We start from the raw sequence: 17,854 nt of genomic DNA on the forward strand, positions 1-17,854 counted from the left end.
CCGCAAACGAGAATATTTCATGGTACATGAAAAATATTCACTTACCGGCGACAAACGCATAACCCTCATCTTCCCAGCCGGTGATCCCGCCGAGCATCATTTTCACCGGCCGCCCCAGTTCGGCCAGCTTCAGCGCGGCTACGTCGGCACCGTTGCAGTGCGGCCCGGCGCAATAGACCACAAACAGGGTCTCCGCCGGCCAGGCCGCCATTCTCTCGGCGCTGATCTGGCTGTGCGGAAGATGCAGCGCGCCGGGCAGGTGACGCCTGGCGAAGGCTTCCTCGCTGCCGACCACGTGCAGCAGGACAAAGTCGACCTCGCCGGCACGCTGGGCGCTGTGCACATCGGCGCAGTCGGTCTCGAGATGCAGCTTACGGCGGAACCAGCGGATAGCCTCGGCGGAGGTGGCGGGGGTAAATTGGCTTACTACACTCATGGCGTCTTCTCCTTGTCTGTGATAACACTACTTTACTGACGCCCATCACCCTTATCTGCCGGCAACCATGACAGAAAACGCTAACATCCTGACAACCCCTTCGGTGACACTGTCACCTCACCGCGTGGTGGCCCTTGCCTACGATGGCCTGTGCACGTTTGAGTTTGGCGTGGCCGTGGAGATCTTCGGCCTGCCGCGCCCGGAAATGGGCGAGCGCTGGTACCAGTTCGCCGTCGCCGCCGTCGATGAAGGGCCTTTGAGAGCCACCGGCGGGGTCCGCCTGATGACCGACGGCGGCCCTGAGCTTCTCGCCCAGGCGCAGACCATCGTGGTCCCGGGCTGGCGCGGCATCGACGCCCCGGTCCCCGAAGCGCTGTGCGCCGCCCTGGCCGCCGCTCACGCCCGCGGATGCCGGATAATCTCCATCTGTTCCGGAGTGTTCGTTCTCGCCGCCGCCGGGCTGCTCAATGGCCGCCAGGCGACAACCCACTGGCGCTACACCGCGGCGCTGCAGTCCCGTTTTCCGCAGATCCAGGTGGTGGAGGATGTCCTTTACGTGGGCGATGATTTGCTGATGACGTCCGCCGGCAGCGCGGCGGGGATCGACCTCTGTCTGCATCTGGTGCGCGAGGATTTCGGCAGCGAGGCAGCGAATGTGGTCGCTCGCCGCCTGGTGGTCTCTCCCCATCGCGATGGCGGTCAGGCGCAGCAGGTCCTGCGTCCGGTGGCCCGCAGCCGGGAGAGCCTGCGCCTTGGCCAGCTGTTTGATTATCTGCACCAGCATCTCGCCGCCAGCCACACCGTCGCCTCCCTCGCGCAGCGCGCCGGCATGGGGACGCGCACCTTTTTGCGCCGCTTTGAAGAGGCCACTGGTAAAACCCCCGCCCGCTGGCTGCTGGAGGAGCGTCTGCTGCGCGCCCGTCAGCACCTGACGGAGAGCACGATGGGCATCGACCAAATCGCTGAGCGCTGCGGATTTGCCAGCGCTGGCACCCTGCGCCACCATTTTCGCCTGCGCTTCGCGCTAAGCCCGCTGCAGTACCGTAAACAGTTTGCTACTTCTCCGATTGCAAAATCCTCGCAGCCACGGACAATAGACGGCCACAGTAAACCGGTCGCCAGGATGGTCGATGATGAAGAAAGAGTGTCGGGTAGTGATCTATAAAGAGGGCCTGCTGGGCAGCCTGTTTTTTGGCGAAGCCAAAGCCGACCCTGACAAAATGAGCCAGTTTCTCAGCAGCTATACCCGCGAGGGCTGGGAGGTAAAAACCATGTCGGTGGAGCGCCGCCGTACCGCCCTGTTCTGGTCGCGGGAAGCGTATCTGTTTGTGCTTGAAAGGCCCCTGTAACGGAGCCTGCGCCTGGTTTACACGCGTAAGCCAGGCGTTGCCCGGCATCCGCGCTCAGGGCTGGCGAATATAGCCCTGCTCGTGCATTTTGCGCATGCCCTCCTCGCCAGCGCAGACCATCCCGGTGGTCAGCATGGCAAAACCAAAACGCTGATAGAACGCGATTTTATCGGCCACCGCATAGATAAAAATTTTGCCAAAGGGCAGCAGCTGCTCCCGGACCGCCAGCATCAGCTGTTGTCCGTAACCCTGCCCCTGTCGGTCGGGGACGATCGCCACATCCGATAAGTAGCTGCTCCAGGTGCAGTCGCTGATGGCGCGCGCCACGGCAATCAGCTGACCGTTCTCATAGCCGAACCAGCAGAAGGTGCTCTGGCGAAACGCCTGCTCCAGCTGCTGAACATCACGTTCATTCAGCCCGGCCTCGGCGACGATGGTCCGCACCCGCCGCCAGTCTACCCGCGCAATCGCCTCTTTGCCCTCAATCACCATCATGACCTTGTCTCCCGCCGTGTTCGGCATCTATCCCGGAAGAAAGATGTAGCATGCCGCCGCCGTGGATGCCAGGCGAAAAATCCAACGAAAGAACGCGGAAAACGGGAGTGAGGCAAAAAAAAACCGCCATGTGACTGGCGGTAAATCAATGCTTGCATGGATAGATTGTATTTTGCATTTTTCGCAGGCAGAGGATCCTGACCTCTCTACGTTTGATCCCGAGGTTAGCATGGTCAACCTCAATAAATCCTCAACGGCCTGCGGCTAAAGCTTCTCCACCAACGCTTTCAGCTGCGCCAGGGTCTGCTGCCGTTCCTCCGCGGCGGCGAGCGGCCACGCCGACTGGCGCACGATGAGCCGGGTCGGCAGCAGCTCGCGGATCCGCATCTGCGGGGCCGCCATCAGAGCAATCAGCCGCTCCACGGCCCGTTTGCCCAGCAGATCAAAGTCCTGCGCCACCGTGGTGAGCGGCGGCTGAAAGTAGAGACTGTCAGCGGTGTCGTCATAGCCGGTCACCGACACCGCCTGGCTGCCGCTGCGATTGAGCTGGGCCAGCGCGCTGAGTACCCCGAGCGCCATCTGATCGTTGGCTACCACAATGGCGCTGATCCGCGGCTGGAGGTGCAGCAGTTCGAAGGTTTTCTGCCAGCCGCTGGCGGCGCTCCAGTCACCGAACACCGTGGTTGAACGGGCAATGTTCAGGCTGTGCAGCGCCTCGCGCCAGCTGGCGAGACGCAGACGGGCGGAAACCGAACTTTCCGGCCCCGCCAGCAGGCCGAATTCGCGATGCCCGAGCTCCCACAGATGGCGCACGCAGGCTCCGCAGCCGTCGCGATGGTCGAAGCGCACGCAGCAGACATCGGCCTCCGGGGAGACGTCAAGAAACAGGCAGGCCATATCCGGGTTCTCTTTAACCAGCCGCTCGGCGGTGGCGCTCTCCAGCGGCAGGCTGACGATCACCCCGCGAATATGCTGGGCGCGCAGTTCGTCCAGCCGGGCCTGCAGCGCGGCGAAGTCGGCCTGCGCTGGCATCGCTATCGCCACCTCCAGCTGGTGCAGGCTGGCATGGCTCTTTACCGCGGCGGCGATCTGCGAGGGGGCATGCAGGGTCAGCGAGGCGGTAATCAGCCCAATGGAGGGCGCCGCTTTGCCGGCGAGCAGCTGCGCCGAGCGGTTAGGCACGTAGTGCAGCGTCTGCATTGCGCGGATCACCTGCTCGCGGGTGCGGGCTGACACCACTTCCGGACGGTTCAGGACCCGGGAGACCGTCTGTTGGGAGACGCCCGCCGCGCGGGCGACATCCTCCAGGGTTGCGGTACGACGCGGCATAGTTTCTCCTCATCGACAAAATGTCGTGCGCTAACATTTTATGTTTAACGCACGACAAAAAACAGCGTATTACCCCCGCTTTCGTGATCGTCTGTTAATTTCATTTCCGCCGTCGTTGCTGGAAAAAACAAATTACCCGATAACGTTCTTCATCCTGTTTAGCGATCGACATTTTCTGACTTACCGGGGATTACTATGCCAATAAGCGATACCAGTCGCCGCCACGCGCCTGACTTCCACGCCGTCCTCGCCCGCGAAGACTGGCAGAACCAGACCATTACCCATCTCAACCGCCTGCCGGCCCATCCCGCGTTCGCCAGCTGGCGCGATGAGCTTGCCGCCCGCGATAATCATCCTTCGCCCCATCGTCGTCAGCTGGACGGCGAGTGGCAATTTGCTTACGCCCGCAGCCCGTTTGCCGTCGATGCGCAGTGGCTGACGCAGGACCTGCCGGACAGCCGCGGCACGCCGGTGCCCTCCAACTGGCAGATGGAGGGCTATGACGCGCCGATCTACACTAACGTCCGCTACCCCATCGACACCACCCCGCCGCGGGTGCCGGAGGATAACCCAACCGGCTGTTACTCCCTGCACGTTGCGATCGATGACGCCTGGCGCGCGGATGGGCAGACGCAGATTATATTCGACGGCGTTAACTCGGCCTTTCATCTCTGGTGCAACGGCGCCTGGGTCGGTTACTCCCAGGACAGCCGCCTGCCGGCGGCGTTCGATCTCAGCCCCTTTCTGCGTCCGGGCGACAACCGCCTGTGCGTGATGGTCATGCGCTGGAGCGCCGGCAGCTGGCTGGAAGACCAGGATATGTGGCGGATGAGCGGTATTTTCCGCTCGGTGTGGCTGCTGAATAAGCCGCACCAGCGGCTGAGCGACGTCCAGCTGACGCCGACCCTTGACACCCTCTGCCGCGACGGCGCTCTGCAGGTCCAGGCGACCGTCGAGGCGACAGAAGCGGCGCTTGCCGGGCTCAGCGTCGGGGTTAGCCTGTGGCGCGGCGAGCAGCCTGTCGTTGCCCACCGTCAGCCGTTAGGCACCCCGACGGTGGATGAGCGCGGCCGTTACGCCGAACGGGTCGATTTCTCCCTGGCGGTGGCGACGCCGGCGCACTGGAGCGCGGAAACCCCGGATTGCTACCGGGCGGTGGTCACCCTGTGGCGCGGCGAGGCATTGCTGGAGGCCGAGGCGTGGGATATCGGTTTTCGCCGCATTGAGATCGCCGACGGCCTGCTGCGCCTTAACGGCAAACCGCTGCTGATCCGCGGCGTTAACCGCCATGAACACCACCATTTACGCGGTCAGGTGGTCAGCGAGGCGGATATGGTGCAGGACATTCTGTTGATGAAGCAGAACAACTTTAACGCCGTCCGCTGCTCGCACTACCCCAACGCCCCGCGCTGGTATGAGCTGTGCAACCGCTACGGTCTGTACGTGGTCGATGAAGCCAATATTGAAACCCACGGCATGGTGCCGATGAATCGGCTGTCCGACGATCCGGCGTGGCTGCCAGCCTTCAGCGCCCGCGTCACCCGGATGGTACAGAGCAACCGCAACCATCCGTGCATTATCATCTGGTCGCTGGGCAACGAATCCGGCGGCGGCGGCAACCACGAAGCGCTGTACCACTGGCTGAAGCGTAACGACCCGACCCGTCCGGTGCAGTACGAGGGCGGCGGCGCGGATACCACCGCCACCGATATTATCTGTCCGATGTACGCCCGCGTCGAACGCGACCAGCCGATCCCGGCGGTACCGAAGTGGGGGATCAAAAAATGGATCAGCCTGCCCGGCGAGCAGCGGCCGCTGATCCTCTGCGAGTACGCCCACGCGATGGGCAACAGCCTCGGCAACTTCGCCGATTACTGGCAGGCCTTCCGCGAGTATCCGCGGCTGCAGGGCGGGTTTATCTGGGACTGGGCCGACCAGGCGATCCGCAAAATCTTTGACGACGGCAGCGTCGGCTGGGCCTACGGCGGCGACTTTGGCGATAAGCCGAACGATCGCCAGTTCTGTATGAACGGCCTGGTGTTCCCCGATCGCACGCCGCATCCGTCGCTGGTCGAGGCGAAGCACGCCCAGCAGTATTTCCAGTTCGCCCTGCTGTCAACCTCGCCGCTGCGGGTGCGCATCGCCAGCGAATACCTGTTCCGCCAGACCGATAACGAAGCGCTGCGCTGGCAGGTGCAGGCGGCCGGTGAAACCCTGTACCACGGCAACCTGACGCTGGCGCTCCCGCCTGAGGGCAGCGACGAGATAACGCTGCTCGACAGTCTGATCCTGCCGCCAGGCGCCCGCGCCGTGTGGCTGACGCTGGAGGTGGTCCAGCCCCAGGCGACAGCCTGGTCCCCGGCGGATCATCGCGTCGCCTGGCAGCAATATCCCCTGCCGGCGCCGCTGGCGCTGCCTGCGCCCACGGTGCCAGCCGGCGCCCCGGATCTTATCGTCAGTGATGAGGCCTGGCAGATCCGCGCCGGCACGCAGTGCTGGACCGTCGGTCGCCGGACCGGTTTGCTGAGTGGCTGGTCGGTTGGCGGTCAGGAGCAGCTGCTGACCCCCCTGCGGGATCAGTTTATCCGTGCGCCGCTCGACAACGACATCGGGGTCAGCGAAGTGGAGCGCATCGACCCCAACGCCTGGGTGGAGCGCTGGAAAAGCGCCGGCCTGTTCGACCTTGAGGCGCGCTGCGTGCAGTGCGACGCCCAGCGTCTGGCGAATGAGACCCTTGTCGACAGCCGCTGGCACTACCTGCGCGGCGACGAGGTGGTGATTGTCAGCCACTGGCGCCTGCGCTTTACCGCGGACGGAACGGTACGGCTGGCGGTGGACGGCGAGCGCGCGGAAACGCTGCCGCCGCTGCCGCGGGTCGGGCTGCACTTCCAGGTGGCGGATCAGCAGGCGCCGGTGAGCTGGCTGGGGCTGGGGCCGCATGAGAACTACCCCGACCGGCGGAGCAGCGCCTGCTTCGCTCGCTGGGAGCAGCCGCTGGCGGCGATGACCACCCCCTACATCTTCCCGACGGAAAACGGCCTGCGCTGTGATACCCAGGCGCTGGACTGGGGACGCTGGCACGTCAGCGGTCATTTCCACTTCTCCGTTCTGCCGTGGAGCACCCGTCAGCTGATGGAAACCGACCACTGGCACAAGATGCAGGCCGAAGACGGCGTGTGGATCACCCTTGACGGCCTGCATATGGGGGTGGGAGGCGATGACTCCTGGACCCCAAGCGTGCTGCCGCAGTGGCTCCTGACCCAAACGCGCTGGCAGTACGAGGTCTCATTGCGTTGCCTTTAATCCGTGGGGGCGGCAGCCCCCACCCTACAAACAGAATAACAAGGGATCATGGTGATGAAATTCTCTGAACTGGCGCCGCGAGAACGGCATAATTTTGTCTATTTCCTGCTGTTCTTTTTCTTTTACTATTTCATTATGTCGGCCTATTTCCCGTTTTTCCCGGTGTGGCTGGCGGACGTTAACCATTTAACCAAAACGGAAACCGGGATCGTCTTCTCCTCCATCTCGTTGTTCGCGATTATTTTTCAGCCGGTATTTGGTTTAATGTCGGATAAGTTCGGCCTGCGCAAACATCTGCTGTGGACTATTACGGTGCTGTTAATTCTGTTCGCGCCGTTCTTTATTTTCGTTTTCTCCCCGCTGCTGCAGATGAATATTATCGCCGGTTCGCTGGTGGGCGGGATCTACCTGGGGATTGTTTTCTCCAGCGGCTCCGGGGCGGTGGAAGCCTATATCGAGCGCGTCAGCCGGGCAAACCGCTTTGAATATGGCAAAGTGCGGGTCGCTGGCTGCGTCGGCTGGGCGCTGTGCGCCTCGATAACCGGCGTGCTGTTCGGCATCGACCCCAATATTACCTTCTGGATCGCCTCCGGCTTTGCGCTGGTGCTGGGTCTTCTGCTCTGGCTGTCGCGTCCGGAAAGCAGCAACAGCGCCCAGGTTATCGAGGCGCTCGGGGCCAATCGCCAGGCCTTTTCGCTGCGTACGGCGGCAGAGCTGCTGCGTATGCCGCGCTTCTGGGGCTTTATCGTCTATGTGGTGGGGGTCGCCAGCGTCTACGACGTGTTTGACCAGCAATTTGCTAACTTTTTCAAAAGCTTCTTCGCCAGTCCGCAGCGCGGTACCGAAGTGTTTGGCTTCGTCACCACCGGTGGCGAGCTGCTCAATGCCGTGATCATGTTCTGCGCCCCGGCCATCGTTAACCGTATCGGGGCCAAAAACGCCCTGCTGACCGCGGGGATGATCATGTCGGTGCGTATTCTCGGGTCGTCTTTTGCCTCATCGGCGGTGGAAGTGGTGATCCTCAAGATGCTGCATATGTTTGAGATCCCCTTCCTGCTGGTCGGGACCTTTAAATATATCTCCTCCGCCTTTAACCCGCGTCTCTCGGCCACCCTGTTTCTGATCGGCTTTAACCTGTCGAAACAGCTGTCCGGGGTGGTACTTTCCGCCTGGGTGGGCCGGATGTACGACACCGTCGGCTTCCATCAGGCCTATCTGATCCTCGGCTGCATCACCCTGAGCTTTACCCTGCTCTCGTTCATCACCTTACGCGGCGGCAAAAGCCTGCTGCCGACAGCGGAGACGCAGACCCCCGCCTGACCGGGCGCGCCCGTCAGGGATGACGGGGTTCACTCTACAATACGCGTCTCTCCGCCGCTATTCTCCAGCGCATAGCGCTGGCAGGCAGCCCCGGCGGCGATAAGATCCGCCAGCTCTGCCGAGTGGCTGGTCAGCCAGATCTGGCTGTAGCGGGAGGCCTCGACGATCAGCCTGGCCAGCGCCGGGAGCATGTCGCGATGCAGGCTGTTTTCCGGTTCATTGATCGCCAGAAAGGCCGGTGGGCGCGGGCTGAGCAGCGCGACGGCGAGGCAGAGAAAACGCAGCGTGCCGTCGGACATCTCCGCCGCCTGCAGCGGGCGGCGGATCCCCTCCCGGCGCATTTTCAGCGCGAAACGCGAGTGCTCGTTTTCACAGTAAAACTGGCAGCCGGGAAAGGCGTCGGCGAGGATCTCGTGCAAAATCTCCTCCGCGCCGATCTCGACAACGGTCTGAAAGGCGGCCGCCAGATTATGGCCGTCGCTGTCGAGCACCGGCGAACGGTAGCCGACGGCCGGCTGGCGCAGCGGTGAGTGGCGGCCGATAGCGAATTCATGGTAAAACCGCCAGCGGCGCAGGGTCTCGCGCACCCGCGAGACCTCAGGAAAACGGTGCGGCTCGCCAAGCTGACCGAACACCGACTCGTTTTCATAAATACTCTCGGTGAAGGTGCTTTTCTCCCCGGCGACATCGACGAGGAACGCCGCCTGATTCTTACGCTGCAGTACGCGGGAGGAAGGCCGACGGGAATAGCCCGCCAGCCAGATGTTCTCTTCTTTGACGATGGGATCGAGCATGAACTGCGTCGGATAGGGCAATTTTTCCGGGAAACCAACCTGCAGTTCATAATCAAAGCTCTCCGTCCGACAGGCGATTTGCAGCCGGCGGGGATGGCGATCGAGGGGGGAACGATCTCCGGACCACATCATATTTTCAAGGCCCCCCTCTTCGCTGATAAATTCCGACAGCCTGCCGTCGGCAGCCGCGGTCAACAGATGGATAGCGTTGTAAATATTGGATTTGCCGCAGCCGTTAGGGCCGAAGACAATGTTCAGCGGCCCCAGCTCCAGCGCGATATCCCTGACTGAGCGAAAGTTTTGAATACGGATGTACTGAATCATAATGCGTCCTGGCCCGGAGAGAGAAGGCTGCCACAGTAGCAAAGCCGCGGCAGGGATACTATCGCCCCCTCTCTCCGACCGGGTTTAACAGAACATTTTTTTCATTCCGCGGGTCAGCGCCACCCGCGTCAGCTTGTCGCTATCCTGATGGGCGTCACTGAAAACGCCAAAGAAATAGCGTTCATCGTCAATGGTTTGACTCACGATACGATAGCTGAGCGGCTGGCCGGACGGCGCACCGTATTGCGCAGGGGTCACTGAGACCTCGGTCGCATCGTCGGCGACGCTGACCAGCAGTCCATCCGCCTTACCGCCCACCAGCATGACCTTAATTATCGGGTGCACCAGTTCCTCCCGGGATGGCATAGATCATTGGCAAACCGCGCAGCGCGGAGGGCGTATCGTCAGCAAACAGCGGCGCCAGCCAGAGTGCGGTCTTAAGTACTTTCTTATAGTTCATTGCGGCCTTGAGTCAAAAATAGCGTGCTTAGGCTGAGCTAAATATTGATTATTCGAAATAAAAGATGACAAATGATGAAGGAAAAAAGAGGAATTGTGAATCAGCAAAACGCCAGGTTATTCTATTTTATCACTCCTCTCCTCGCCTTTAATGGCCCTGATTCAAGGAAGTATTGCGGTTATGCGTTATGTTCGCCTGTGCCTTTTCTCCCTGATTGCCGCCCTGCCACTGGCGGCATTCGCCAGCCCTCCGCCGCTCGAGCAAGTTACACGCAGCGAAAGTCAGCTGGCGGGCCGCGTGGGCATGATTGAAATGGATCTGGCCAGCGGCCGCACGCTGACCGCCTGGCGCGCCGATGAACGCTTTCCCATGATGAGCACCTTTAAAGTAGTGCTCTGCGGCGCAGTGCTGGCGCGGGTGGATGCCGGTGACGAACAGCTGGAGCGAAAGATCCACTATCGCCAGCAGGATCTGGTGGACTACTCGCCGGTCAGCGAAAAACACCTTGCCGACGGCATGACGGTCGGCGAACTCTGCGCCGCCGCCATTACCATGAGCGATAACAGCGCCGCCAATCTGCTGCTGGCCACCGTCGGCGGCCCCGCAGGATTGACTGCCTTTTTGCGCCAGATCGGCGACAACGTCACCCGCCTTGACCGCTGGGAAACGGAACTGAATGAGGCGCTTCCCGGCGACGCCCGCGACACCACTACCCCGGCCAGCATGGCCGCGACCCTGCGCAAGCTGCTGACCAGCCAGCGTCTGAGCGCCCGTTCGCAACGGCAGCTGCTGCAGTGGATGGTGGACGATCGGGTCGCCGGACCGTTGATCCGCTCCGTGCTGCCGGCGGGCTGGTTTATCGCCGATAAGACCGGAGCTAGCAAGCGGGGTGCGCGCGGGATTGTCGCCCTGCTTGGCCCGAATAACAAAGCAGAGCGCATTGTGGTGATTTATCTGCGGGATACGCCGGCGAGCATGGCCGAGCGAAATCAGCAAATCGCCGGGATCGGCGCGGCGCTGATCGAGCACTGGCAACGCTAAGCCGGCGGTGGCCGCGCGCGTTATCCGGCCCGCAGCACCTCGCAGGCGTGCCGGGCGATATGACTGGCGGCGGCATCGGAAAGATGCCGGTCGGTAATGATGGTGGTGAACCGGGTCAAAGGTAACGCCATAAACGTGGCCACCTGATTGTATTTCGAACTGTCGCACAGCAGGATGCTTCTCGCGCTGACCTGGCTGACGGTCTCCTTGACGGTAACCTTGTTCTCATCAGGGGTGAATATCCCGCGACTGTCCCAGCCGCTGGCGGAGATAAAGGCCGTATCGATAGCCAGGTGGCGTAACGTACGCGCCGCCGATTCGCCCACGCAGGAGCGGTTCTCCCGGCACAGAGTGCCGCCGGTGTGGATCACGCCGCACTGGCTGGCATCGATCAGCAGCTGGGTTATCTCAAAATCATTGGTGACCACCTGGAGATCGTTCCGGTCGAGGATCGCCCGCGCCAGCGCCAGGGTGGTAGTCCCGGCATCCAGATAGATGCAACTGTTTTTAGCGATATGACTCGCCGCCAGCGCGCCGATCGCCTGTTTCTCCTCACTCTGCAGCGTGCTTTTCACCAGATGACTGGGTTCCGCGGCCAGCCGGCTGACGGCGCGTACGCCGCCCGAGACGCTGACCAGCAGCCCCTGCTCCTCCAGTTTACTGACGTCCCGACGGATGGTCATATGGGACACGCCGAGGATCTCCGTCAGCTCGTTAATGCTTACCGCCCCACGCTGCTCCACCAGGGCTAAAATACGCTGATGTCGTTCTATTGGAATCACCGCTCTCCCCTTACCATTTTTTCACACCAGAGCTTACCACTCACGCCGGGAACCTGAAGATCCCCGGTGTTGTTATCGCGCTTTGCCGCTGTTTTTTACGCTATTTTAGGGCAAGAATCGCCGCTGTGCAGCCTCTTTCCGCCTGTGAATTTTTTATATTCATGTGGGTTATTCGTGATAACTCTCACATAAATTCACATGATAACGCTTTATTCTATCATTAAATCACATTAATTAACTAATGTTCACAAGGAGACCAGCATGGCTGCACACACTAACGTCTGCGTGATTGGACTGGGTTCAATGGGCATGGGCGCCGCCCGCGCCTGCCTGCAGGCGGGCCTGAACACCTGGGGCGTTGACATCAATCCCGACAACTGTCGCGCACTGCTGGCGGCGGGCGCCAAAGGCGCGGGCCCCAGCGCGGTGCCGTTCGCCGCGGAACTGGATGCAGTTGTGCTGCTGGTGGTCAATGCCGCCCAGGTGCGGGGGATCCTGTTCGGCGAGAGCGGCCTCGCCGCCCATCTGAAGCCGGGCACCGTCGTGATGGTGTCGTCCACCATCGCCTCCGCCGATGCTCAGGCCATTGCCGAGGCGCTGGCGGAGTACCAGCTATTGATGCTCGACGCGCCGGTATCGGGCGGCGCGGTGAAAGCGGCCGCCGGCGACATGACGGTGATGGCCTCCGGGAGCGATGCCGTCTTCGCCCGCCTCGCGCCAGTGCTGGACGCGGTGGCCGGCAAAGTCTATCGCATCGGGAGCGACATTGGCCTCGGTTCGACGGTAAAAATCATCCATCAGCTGCTGGCCGGGGTGCATATCGCCGTCGCCGCCGAAGCGATGGCCCTCGCCGCCCGCGCCGGCATCCCGCTGGAGACGATGTACGACGTGGTGACCCACGCGGCGGGTAATTCGTGGATGTTTGAGAATCGTATGCAGCACGTCCTGGATGGCGATTACTCGCCAAAATCCGCCGTCGATATTTTTGTCAAAGATCTCGGCCTGGTGAATGACACCGCCCGGGCGCTGACCTTCCCGCTGCCGCTCGCCACCACCGCGCTGAATATGTTCACCTCCGCCAGCAACGCCGGATTCGGCCGGGAAGATGACAGCGCGGTGATCAAGATCTTCAACGGCATTACCCTGCCGGGCCATAAACAGTGAGGAGAGACAAGATGCAGCTTGGTGTCATTGCCGATGACTTTACCGGCGCCACGGATATTGCCAGCTTCCTCGTACGCAATGGCATGCCGACGGTGCAGCTAAACGGCGTACCGCCCCACGAACTGCCGCTGACCAGCGAAGCGGTGGTGATCAGCCTGAAAACGCGCTCCTGCCCGGTGGAAACCGCCGTCAGCCAGTCGCTGGCGGCCCTGCGCTGGCTGCAGGCCCGGGGCTGTCAGCAATTTTATTTTAAGTATTGTTCCACGTTCGACAGCACCGCGCAGGGCAACATTGGCCCGGTACTGGATGCTCTACTGGCAGAGCTGGGCGAGACCCGGACGGTGATTTCCCCGGCGCTGCCGGTAAACGGCCGCACGGTCTATCAGGGGTATCTGTTTGTCGGCCAGCAGTTACTCAATGAGTCCGGGATGCGCCACCATCCGGTGACGCCGATGGAGGATGCCCACCTGGGCCGCTTAATCGAGCGCCAGGGCGGCGGAAAAGCGGCGCTGATCGCCTGGCCGATTATCGATCAGGGGCCGGAGGCGGTCGCTGCCGCGCTGGCGGCAATCAGCGACCCGGCGGTGCGCTATGTGGTGCTCGACGCCCTCAGTGAACAGCATTTGCTGACCCAGGGGGCGGCGCTGCGGGAGATGAAGCTGGTCTCCGGCGGCTCTGGTCTCGCCATCGGCTTCGCCCGCGACTGGGCGCAGCGCCACGGAACCCAGGGTGAAGGATCCCAGGCGGGCATGCCGCTGCCCGGCCCGGCGGTAGTGCTCTCGGGCTCCTGTTCGCTGATGACCAACAGCCAGGTGGCGGCCTATCGTGAACAGGCTCCCGCCCGCGCCGTCGACTTAAGCGCCTGCTTTACCGATCTGGAGGGCTATGCCGGGACGCTGGCGGCCTGGGTGGACGCAAACCGCGATTCGCCGCTGGCGCCGATGGTCTATGCCACGACTGAGCCGCAAACGCTGCAGCGGATCCAGGCGCAGTATGGCGACAAGGCCAGCAGCGAACGGATCGAACAGCTGTTCGCCGCCCTCGCCGCCGCGCTGAAGGAGAAAGGATTCACCCGGTTTATTGTGGCCGGAGGGGAAACGTCGAGCATCGTGGCGCAGACGCTGGGGGTCGAGGCGTTCCATATCGGGCCGACGATCTCCCCTGGGGTTCCCTGGGTGCGTGACACCCGCCAGCCGCTCTCCCTGGCGCTGAAGTCAGGTAATTTCGGCGATATCCAGTTCTTTGCCCGTGCCCAGCAGGAGTTTTGTCATGACTGAGCAACAGCTGCGAGATGAGATGGTGCAGATTGGCGCCTCGTTGTTTAACCGCGGTTATGCCACCGGCTCCGCCGGCAATCTGTCGCTCCTGCTGCCGGACGGCAACCTGCTGGCGACGCCGACCGGCTCCTGCCTGGGCGAGCTGCAGGCCCAGCGGTTGTCGGTGGTCACCCTGCAAGGCGAATGGATCGCCGGCGACAAACCGTCGAAAGAGATCGCTTTTCACCGGGCGGTCTATTTACATAACCCGGCCTGCAAGGCGATCGTCCACTTGCATAGCCACTATCTGACCGCGCTCTCCTGCCTGCAGGGGCTCGATCCGCAGAATTGTATTCGCCCCTTTACTCCCTACGTAGTGATGCGGGTCGGCGACGTCCCGGTGGTTCCCTACTACCGACCGGGCGACGACCGCATTGCCGAGGCGCTGGCCGGCCTGGCGCCGCGCTATAACGCCTTTTTACTGGCCAACCATGGTCCGGTGGTCACTGGCTCATCGCTGCGCGAAGCCACCAATAATACCGAAGAGCTGGAAGAGACCGCGCGGCTGATGTTTACCCTCGGCAATCGCGAGATCCGTTACCTGACCGCTGACGAAGTGGATGAACTGAGATAAAACCATGCCAAAATTTGCTGCAAATTTATCCATGCTGTTTACCGAACTGCCGTTCCTGGACCGCTTTGCCGCCGCCGCCCGCGCCGGTTTCGAAGCCGTGGAGTTTCTGTTCCCCTATGAGTATGCCGCCGGGGATATTAAACAGCGCCTGCAGGAAAACCAGCTGCAGCTGGTGCTGTTCAATACCCCGCCCGGCGACGTTAACGCCGGGGAATGGGGACTCGCCGCCCTACCGGGCAGGAGCGCCGAGGCCCGGCGTGATATCGAGCTGGCGCTGGAGTACGCCTGCCAACTGGATTGTCCGCAGGTGCATATTATGGCCGGCGTGGTGCAGCCGGGGATGGATCGCGCGGCCTGCGAGGCGGAGCTTTTCGATAACCTGCGCTACGCCGCCGAGCGCTTTGCCCGCCACGGCAAGCGGGCGCTTATTGAAGCCCTGAATCCGCAGACCAAACCGGGCTATTTCTACCACAGTCAATATCAGACGCTGGAGATTGCGCAGCGGGTCGACCGGCCAAACATCGCCGTGCAATTAGATCTGTTTCATGCGCAGAAAGTGGACGGCAATTTAAGCCATCTTATTACCGAGTATGCCGGTCAGTACCGCCATATTCAGATAGCCTCCCTGCCCGACCGCCATGAACCGGACGAGGGCGAGATTAATTATTCATGGATCTATGCGTTGCTGGATAACGTCGGCTATGACGGTTGGATCGGCTGCGAATATATCCCCAGGGCGGATACCCTTTCCGGACTGGAATGGTTCTCGCCCTACCGGAAAAAATAAAGCGCGGTTCTAAAAATATAACTCTCTGTACACCTGTTAATACCCGAGGCAAAACTATGTCGACATCGGCGCTGTTACTTATTGCGTTAGCCAGCGTAGTGCTGTTGCTCCTGCTGGTGATCAAAGCGAAAGCGCATCCTTTTGTGGCGCTCCTGATCGTCAGCCTGCTGGTGGCGTTCGCCACCGGCATTCCGGCGGATAAAATCATTACCACCATTGAAAAAGGCATGGGCGGCCTGCTCGGCCACATCGCCAGCATAATTATTTTGGGATCAATGCTGGGGGTGCTTATTGAAATATCCGGCGGCGCCGAATCTCTGGCGAAAACGCTGACCGGCGTGCTGGGTTCTAAACGGACTATTGCCGCCTTAACCATCGTGGCTTTTATTCTCGGCACGCCAGTCTTCTTTGAAGTCGGCTTTATTATCATCATTCCGTTAATTTACGGCTTCAGTAAAGTTGCCCATCTGTCGCCGCTGAAATTTGGCCTGCCGATGGCCGGAGTGATGTTAACCGTCCATGTGGCGTTGCCAACCCACCCTGGCGCGGCGGCGGCGGCAGGTATTCTGCATAGCGATGTCGGCTGGTTGATGCTGGCGGGAATTGGAGTGTCGATCGTCGTGGGTATCGTGGGCTATTTTGTCGCCCGGTCTATCAATCAGCGCCATTATCATCTGTCGATTAACGTGCTGGAACAGCAGCAAACGGCCGAGGTGCCCGACCTCTCCGTCAACGCCCAGCAGACCCGACTGGCGCCGCCGAATGCGCTGGTTATCGGCGGGCTGATCGTGGTGCCCATCGTGCTGATTGTTTCCGGAACGCTGTGTCAGGCCCTGCTGCTGCCGGATAACGCGATTCGCCAGCTGATGACCGTCATTGGCACCCCGCCCGTCGCCCTGCTGATCTCCCTGGGGCTGGCCAGCTGGACGCTGGGCATCCGGCGGGGGATGAACCTGAAAAAGTTGGGAGAAGTCACCGGCAGCGCGATCCCCTCCTCGGCGGACGTGATCCTCGTCGCCGGCGCCGGCGGCGCCTTTGGCGGGGTGCTGGTCGCCTCCGGCATCGGCAATGCCTTAGCCGAGGCGCTGGAGACGATTCATCTGCCGCTGATGCCCGCCGCTTTCCTGCTGTCGCTGGTGCTTCGGGCCTCGCAGGGCTCGGCCACCGTGGCGATCCTTACCACCTCCGGCCTGTTGTCACAGGCGGTCGTCGGGCTGGAGCCGCTGCAGCTGGTGCTGGTGACGCTGGCGACCTGTTTCGGCTCGCTCGGGTTATCGCACGTTAACGACGCCGGGTTCTGGGTGGTCACGCGCTATCTCGGGCTCTCGGTGCCGGACGGACTCAAAACCTGGACCGTACTGACCACCATCATGGGGGTGACGGGCTTCCTGATCACCTGGCTGTTGTGGTTTGTACTGTAATATTTACCTGGGTGGCTCCGGCCACCTTATCGTGTCCCCTTCGCGGGGACTAACTCATTATCGCTGCCCGGCAGCTGGCCTCCCGCTGACAGCGTCACCGGTATAAAATAGCGTACGTGATAGCGCTTCTCCTCTGCCTCTCCTCCTTCCGCATGACGGGTCATGAAGCATTCAATGTCATGCCCATCCCGACGGCTTACCCCCAGCGTTGGCAACTGTTCCAGATAGAGATCGCTGGACAAACGGGCATAGCGTGACCAGCTGCCGTAGAATTCAACCCCCACATACAGCCCCGACCGGGTGGTCAACGCGGACGACGGCTTTCGCGCCTCGTGACAACCGACAAAGGCGTTAACCTCGACGTTAAGCTCATTTTGACTCGCTGCCGCGTAATCGGAGAGTATGGAAAGCGAACCGCCTCCAGCGGCGAAAAAACGGTCAACCTTTTGTCTGATAGCCGTCTTGGCGGTACTTTGCAACACCATATCCGACAGGCGCAGTTCATACTTCATCGGGTAGCCATAATAGACCCGCTCCGGCAGGGAACAGATCCGAGCCAAAGGCAGGCTCTCATCATCCGTGGGGAATTTTTTTAACAGTTTTGCCGTGTCCCAGTGCGCCGCGCAGCGGTACTCCCGTGGCGAAAGCGAGAAACGTTTCTTAAACTCCCGGGAGAAGGTCTGCGGCGAATCGTAACTTAACTGCCAGGCTATGGCGGCGATCGGTTGCCGCGTTAAACGCAGACTGACCGCTGCGATGGTCAGCCGCCGCAGGCGAATATACTGCCCGATGGGTAACCGGCCATATTGATAAAACACCTCGTACACAAACCGACGCGAATAGCCCATATACTGCGCCAGGTCATCGATCGCCGGGTTACAGTAGATATTATCCTCCAGCCACGCCAGCATTTTTAAATAGAGCATTTGCTTCATAAGCACCGCATACTTCCTGTAATC

The 17,854-nt window shown here is 61.3% G+C and carries 18 protein-coding genes; 10 read left to right on the plus strand and 8 right to left on the minus strand.

The window, feature by feature from the left end; all coding sequences use genetic code 11:
- Positions 1–37: 37 nt before the first annotated feature.
- Positions 38–436 (minus strand): rhodanese-like domain-containing protein, encoded by a 399-nt coding sequence (locus ACOI6Z_RS12775; RefSeq protein ID WP_049014026.1) that lies wholly within the window; start codon positions 434–436, stop codon positions 38–40.
- Between the two features lie 67 nt (positions 437–503).
- On the opposite strand from ACOI6Z_RS12775, the gene ftrA reads away from it, so the two are divergent.
- Entirely contained in the window at positions 504–1,601 is a 1,098-nt protein-coding gene (ftrA, locus tag ACOI6Z_RS12780) for a transcriptional regulator FtrA (RefSeq protein WP_048297468.1), read from the plus strand.
- The gene (locus tag ACOI6Z_RS12785; protein WP_004205985.1) at positions 1,570–1,785 is read left to right on the plus strand and encodes a DUF4177 domain-containing protein; all 216 of its coding nucleotides are present in this window, start codon (positions 1,570–1,572) and stop codon (positions 1,783–1,785) included. Before ftrA ends, ACOI6Z_RS12785 begins: the two co-directional genes overlap by 32 nt.
- 54 nt (positions 1,786–1,839) lie before the next feature.
- Here the strand turns inward: ACOI6Z_RS12785 and ACOI6Z_RS12790 are convergent, their stop codons facing one another.
- Both ACOI6Z_RS12790 and ACOI6Z_RS12795 read right to left on the minus strand, forming a co-directional pair.
- Positions 1,840–2,280 (minus strand): GNAT family N-acetyltransferase, encoded by a 441-nt coding sequence (locus ACOI6Z_RS12790; RefSeq protein WP_023289611.1) that lies wholly within the window; start codon positions 2,278–2,280, stop codon positions 1,840–1,842.
- A gap of 264 nt (positions 2,281–2,544) precedes the next feature.
- Positions 2,545–3,609 (minus strand): LacI family DNA-binding transcriptional regulator, encoded by a 1,065-nt coding sequence (locus ACOI6Z_RS12795; RefSeq protein ID WP_023289610.1) that lies wholly within the window; start codon positions 3,607–3,609, stop codon positions 2,545–2,547.
- Between the two features lie 195 nt (positions 3,610–3,804).
- Between ACOI6Z_RS12795 and ACOI6Z_RS12800 the strand changes: the two genes are divergently transcribed.
- On the plus strand, positions 3,805–6,912 hold the full coding sequence (locus ACOI6Z_RS12800) for a beta-galactosidase (protein WP_420687393.1): 3,108 nt from the start codon (positions 3,805–3,807) through the stop codon (positions 6,910–6,912).
- 54 nt (positions 6,913–6,966) lie between these two features.
- Entirely contained in the window at positions 6,967–8,232 is a 1,266-nt protein-coding gene (locus ACOI6Z_RS12805) for an MFS transporter (RefSeq protein ID WP_420687394.1), read from the plus strand.
- A gap of 29 nt (positions 8,233–8,261) precedes the next feature.
- Here the strand turns inward: ACOI6Z_RS12805 and ACOI6Z_RS12810 are convergent, their stop codons facing one another.
- The 3 genes from ACOI6Z_RS12810 to ACOI6Z_RS12820 form a co-directional block, all read right to left on the minus strand.
- Positions 8,262–9,350: an AAA family ATPase gene (locus ACOI6Z_RS12810; RefSeq protein WP_420687395.1), complete on the minus strand. Its 1,089-nt coding sequence runs from the start codon at positions 9,348–9,350 to the stop codon at positions 8,262–8,264.
- An 84-nt stretch (positions 9,351–9,434) separates the two neighbouring features.
- Positions 9,435–9,695: a hypothetical protein gene (locus ACOI6Z_RS12815; RefSeq protein WP_004205993.1), complete on the minus strand. Its 261-nt coding sequence runs from the start codon at positions 9,693–9,695 to the stop codon at positions 9,435–9,437.
- Positions 9,679–9,810 (minus strand): hypothetical protein, encoded by a 132-nt coding sequence (locus ACOI6Z_RS12820; RefSeq protein WP_420687396.1) that lies wholly within the window; start codon positions 9,808–9,810, stop codon positions 9,679–9,681. The genes ACOI6Z_RS12815 and ACOI6Z_RS12820 overlap by 17 nt, the downstream gene beginning before the upstream one ends.
- 180 nt (positions 9,811–9,990) lie before the next feature.
- On the opposite strand from ACOI6Z_RS12820, the gene blaSHV reads away from it, so the two are divergent.
- Positions 9,991–10,851 (plus strand): SHV family class A beta-lactamase, encoded by an 861-nt coding sequence (gene blaSHV, locus ACOI6Z_RS12825; protein ID WP_420687397.1) that lies wholly within the window; start codon positions 9,991–9,993, stop codon positions 10,849–10,851.
- Positions 10,852–10,871: 20 nt separating this feature from the next.
- Here blaSHV and ACOI6Z_RS12830 read toward each other — a convergent pair whose 3' ends face one another.
- Positions 10,872–11,633 (minus strand): DeoR/GlpR family DNA-binding transcription regulator, encoded by a 762-nt coding sequence (locus ACOI6Z_RS12830; RefSeq protein ID WP_002210513.1) that lies wholly within the window; start codon positions 11,631–11,633, stop codon positions 10,872–10,874.
- 261 nt (positions 11,634–11,894) lie between these two features.
- On the opposite strand from ACOI6Z_RS12830, the gene ltnD reads away from it, so the two are divergent.
- The 5 genes from ltnD to ACOI6Z_RS12855 are packed head-to-tail and all read left to right on the plus strand — an operon-like array spanning position 11,895 to position 16,895.
- Positions 11,895–12,797, plus strand: coding sequence for an L-threonate dehydrogenase (ltnD, locus tag ACOI6Z_RS12835; RefSeq protein ID WP_233993225.1), 903 nt, complete (start codon positions 11,895–11,897; stop codon positions 12,795–12,797).
- An 11-nt stretch (positions 12,798–12,808) separates the two neighbouring features.
- Complete coding sequence (gene otnK / locus ACOI6Z_RS12840; RefSeq protein WP_348890097.1) at positions 12,809–14,074, plus strand: 3-oxo-tetronate kinase; 1,266 nt, start codon at positions 12,809–12,811, stop codon at positions 14,072–14,074.
- A complete protein-coding gene (locus ACOI6Z_RS12845; RefSeq protein ID WP_023289601.1) occupies positions 14,067–14,687 on the plus strand; it encodes an aldolase in 621 nt (206 codons plus the stop codon). Before otnK ends, ACOI6Z_RS12845 begins: the two co-directional genes overlap by 8 nt.
- 4 nt (positions 14,688–14,691) lie before the next feature.
- Positions 14,692–15,474 carry an HPr family phosphocarrier protein gene (locus ACOI6Z_RS12850; RefSeq protein WP_420687398.1) on the plus strand — a complete coding sequence of 261 codons (783 nt, stop codon included), beginning with the start codon at positions 14,692–14,694 and terminating at the stop codon, positions 15,472–15,474.
- Between the two features lie 56 nt (positions 15,475–15,530).
- The gene (locus ACOI6Z_RS12855; protein ID WP_023289599.1) at positions 15,531–16,895 is read left to right on the plus strand and encodes a GntP family transporter; all 1,365 of its coding nucleotides are present in this window, start codon (positions 15,531–15,533) and stop codon (positions 16,893–16,895) included.
- 26 nt (positions 16,896–16,921) lie between these two features.
- On the opposite strand, the gene ACOI6Z_RS12860 is transcribed toward ACOI6Z_RS12855, so the two are convergent.
- Positions 16,922–17,830 carry a helix-turn-helix domain-containing protein gene (locus tag ACOI6Z_RS12860; RefSeq protein ID WP_044522848.1) on the minus strand — a complete coding sequence of 303 codons (909 nt, stop codon included), beginning with the start codon at positions 17,828–17,830 and terminating at the stop codon, positions 16,922–16,924.
- Positions 17,831–17,854: the final 24 nt, after the last annotated feature.

This window comes from Klebsiella sp. C239, assembly GCF_048822715.1.
Classification (GTDB): domain Bacteria; phylum Pseudomonadota; class Gammaproteobacteria; order Enterobacterales; family Enterobacteriaceae; genus Klebsiella; species Klebsiella quasipneumoniae.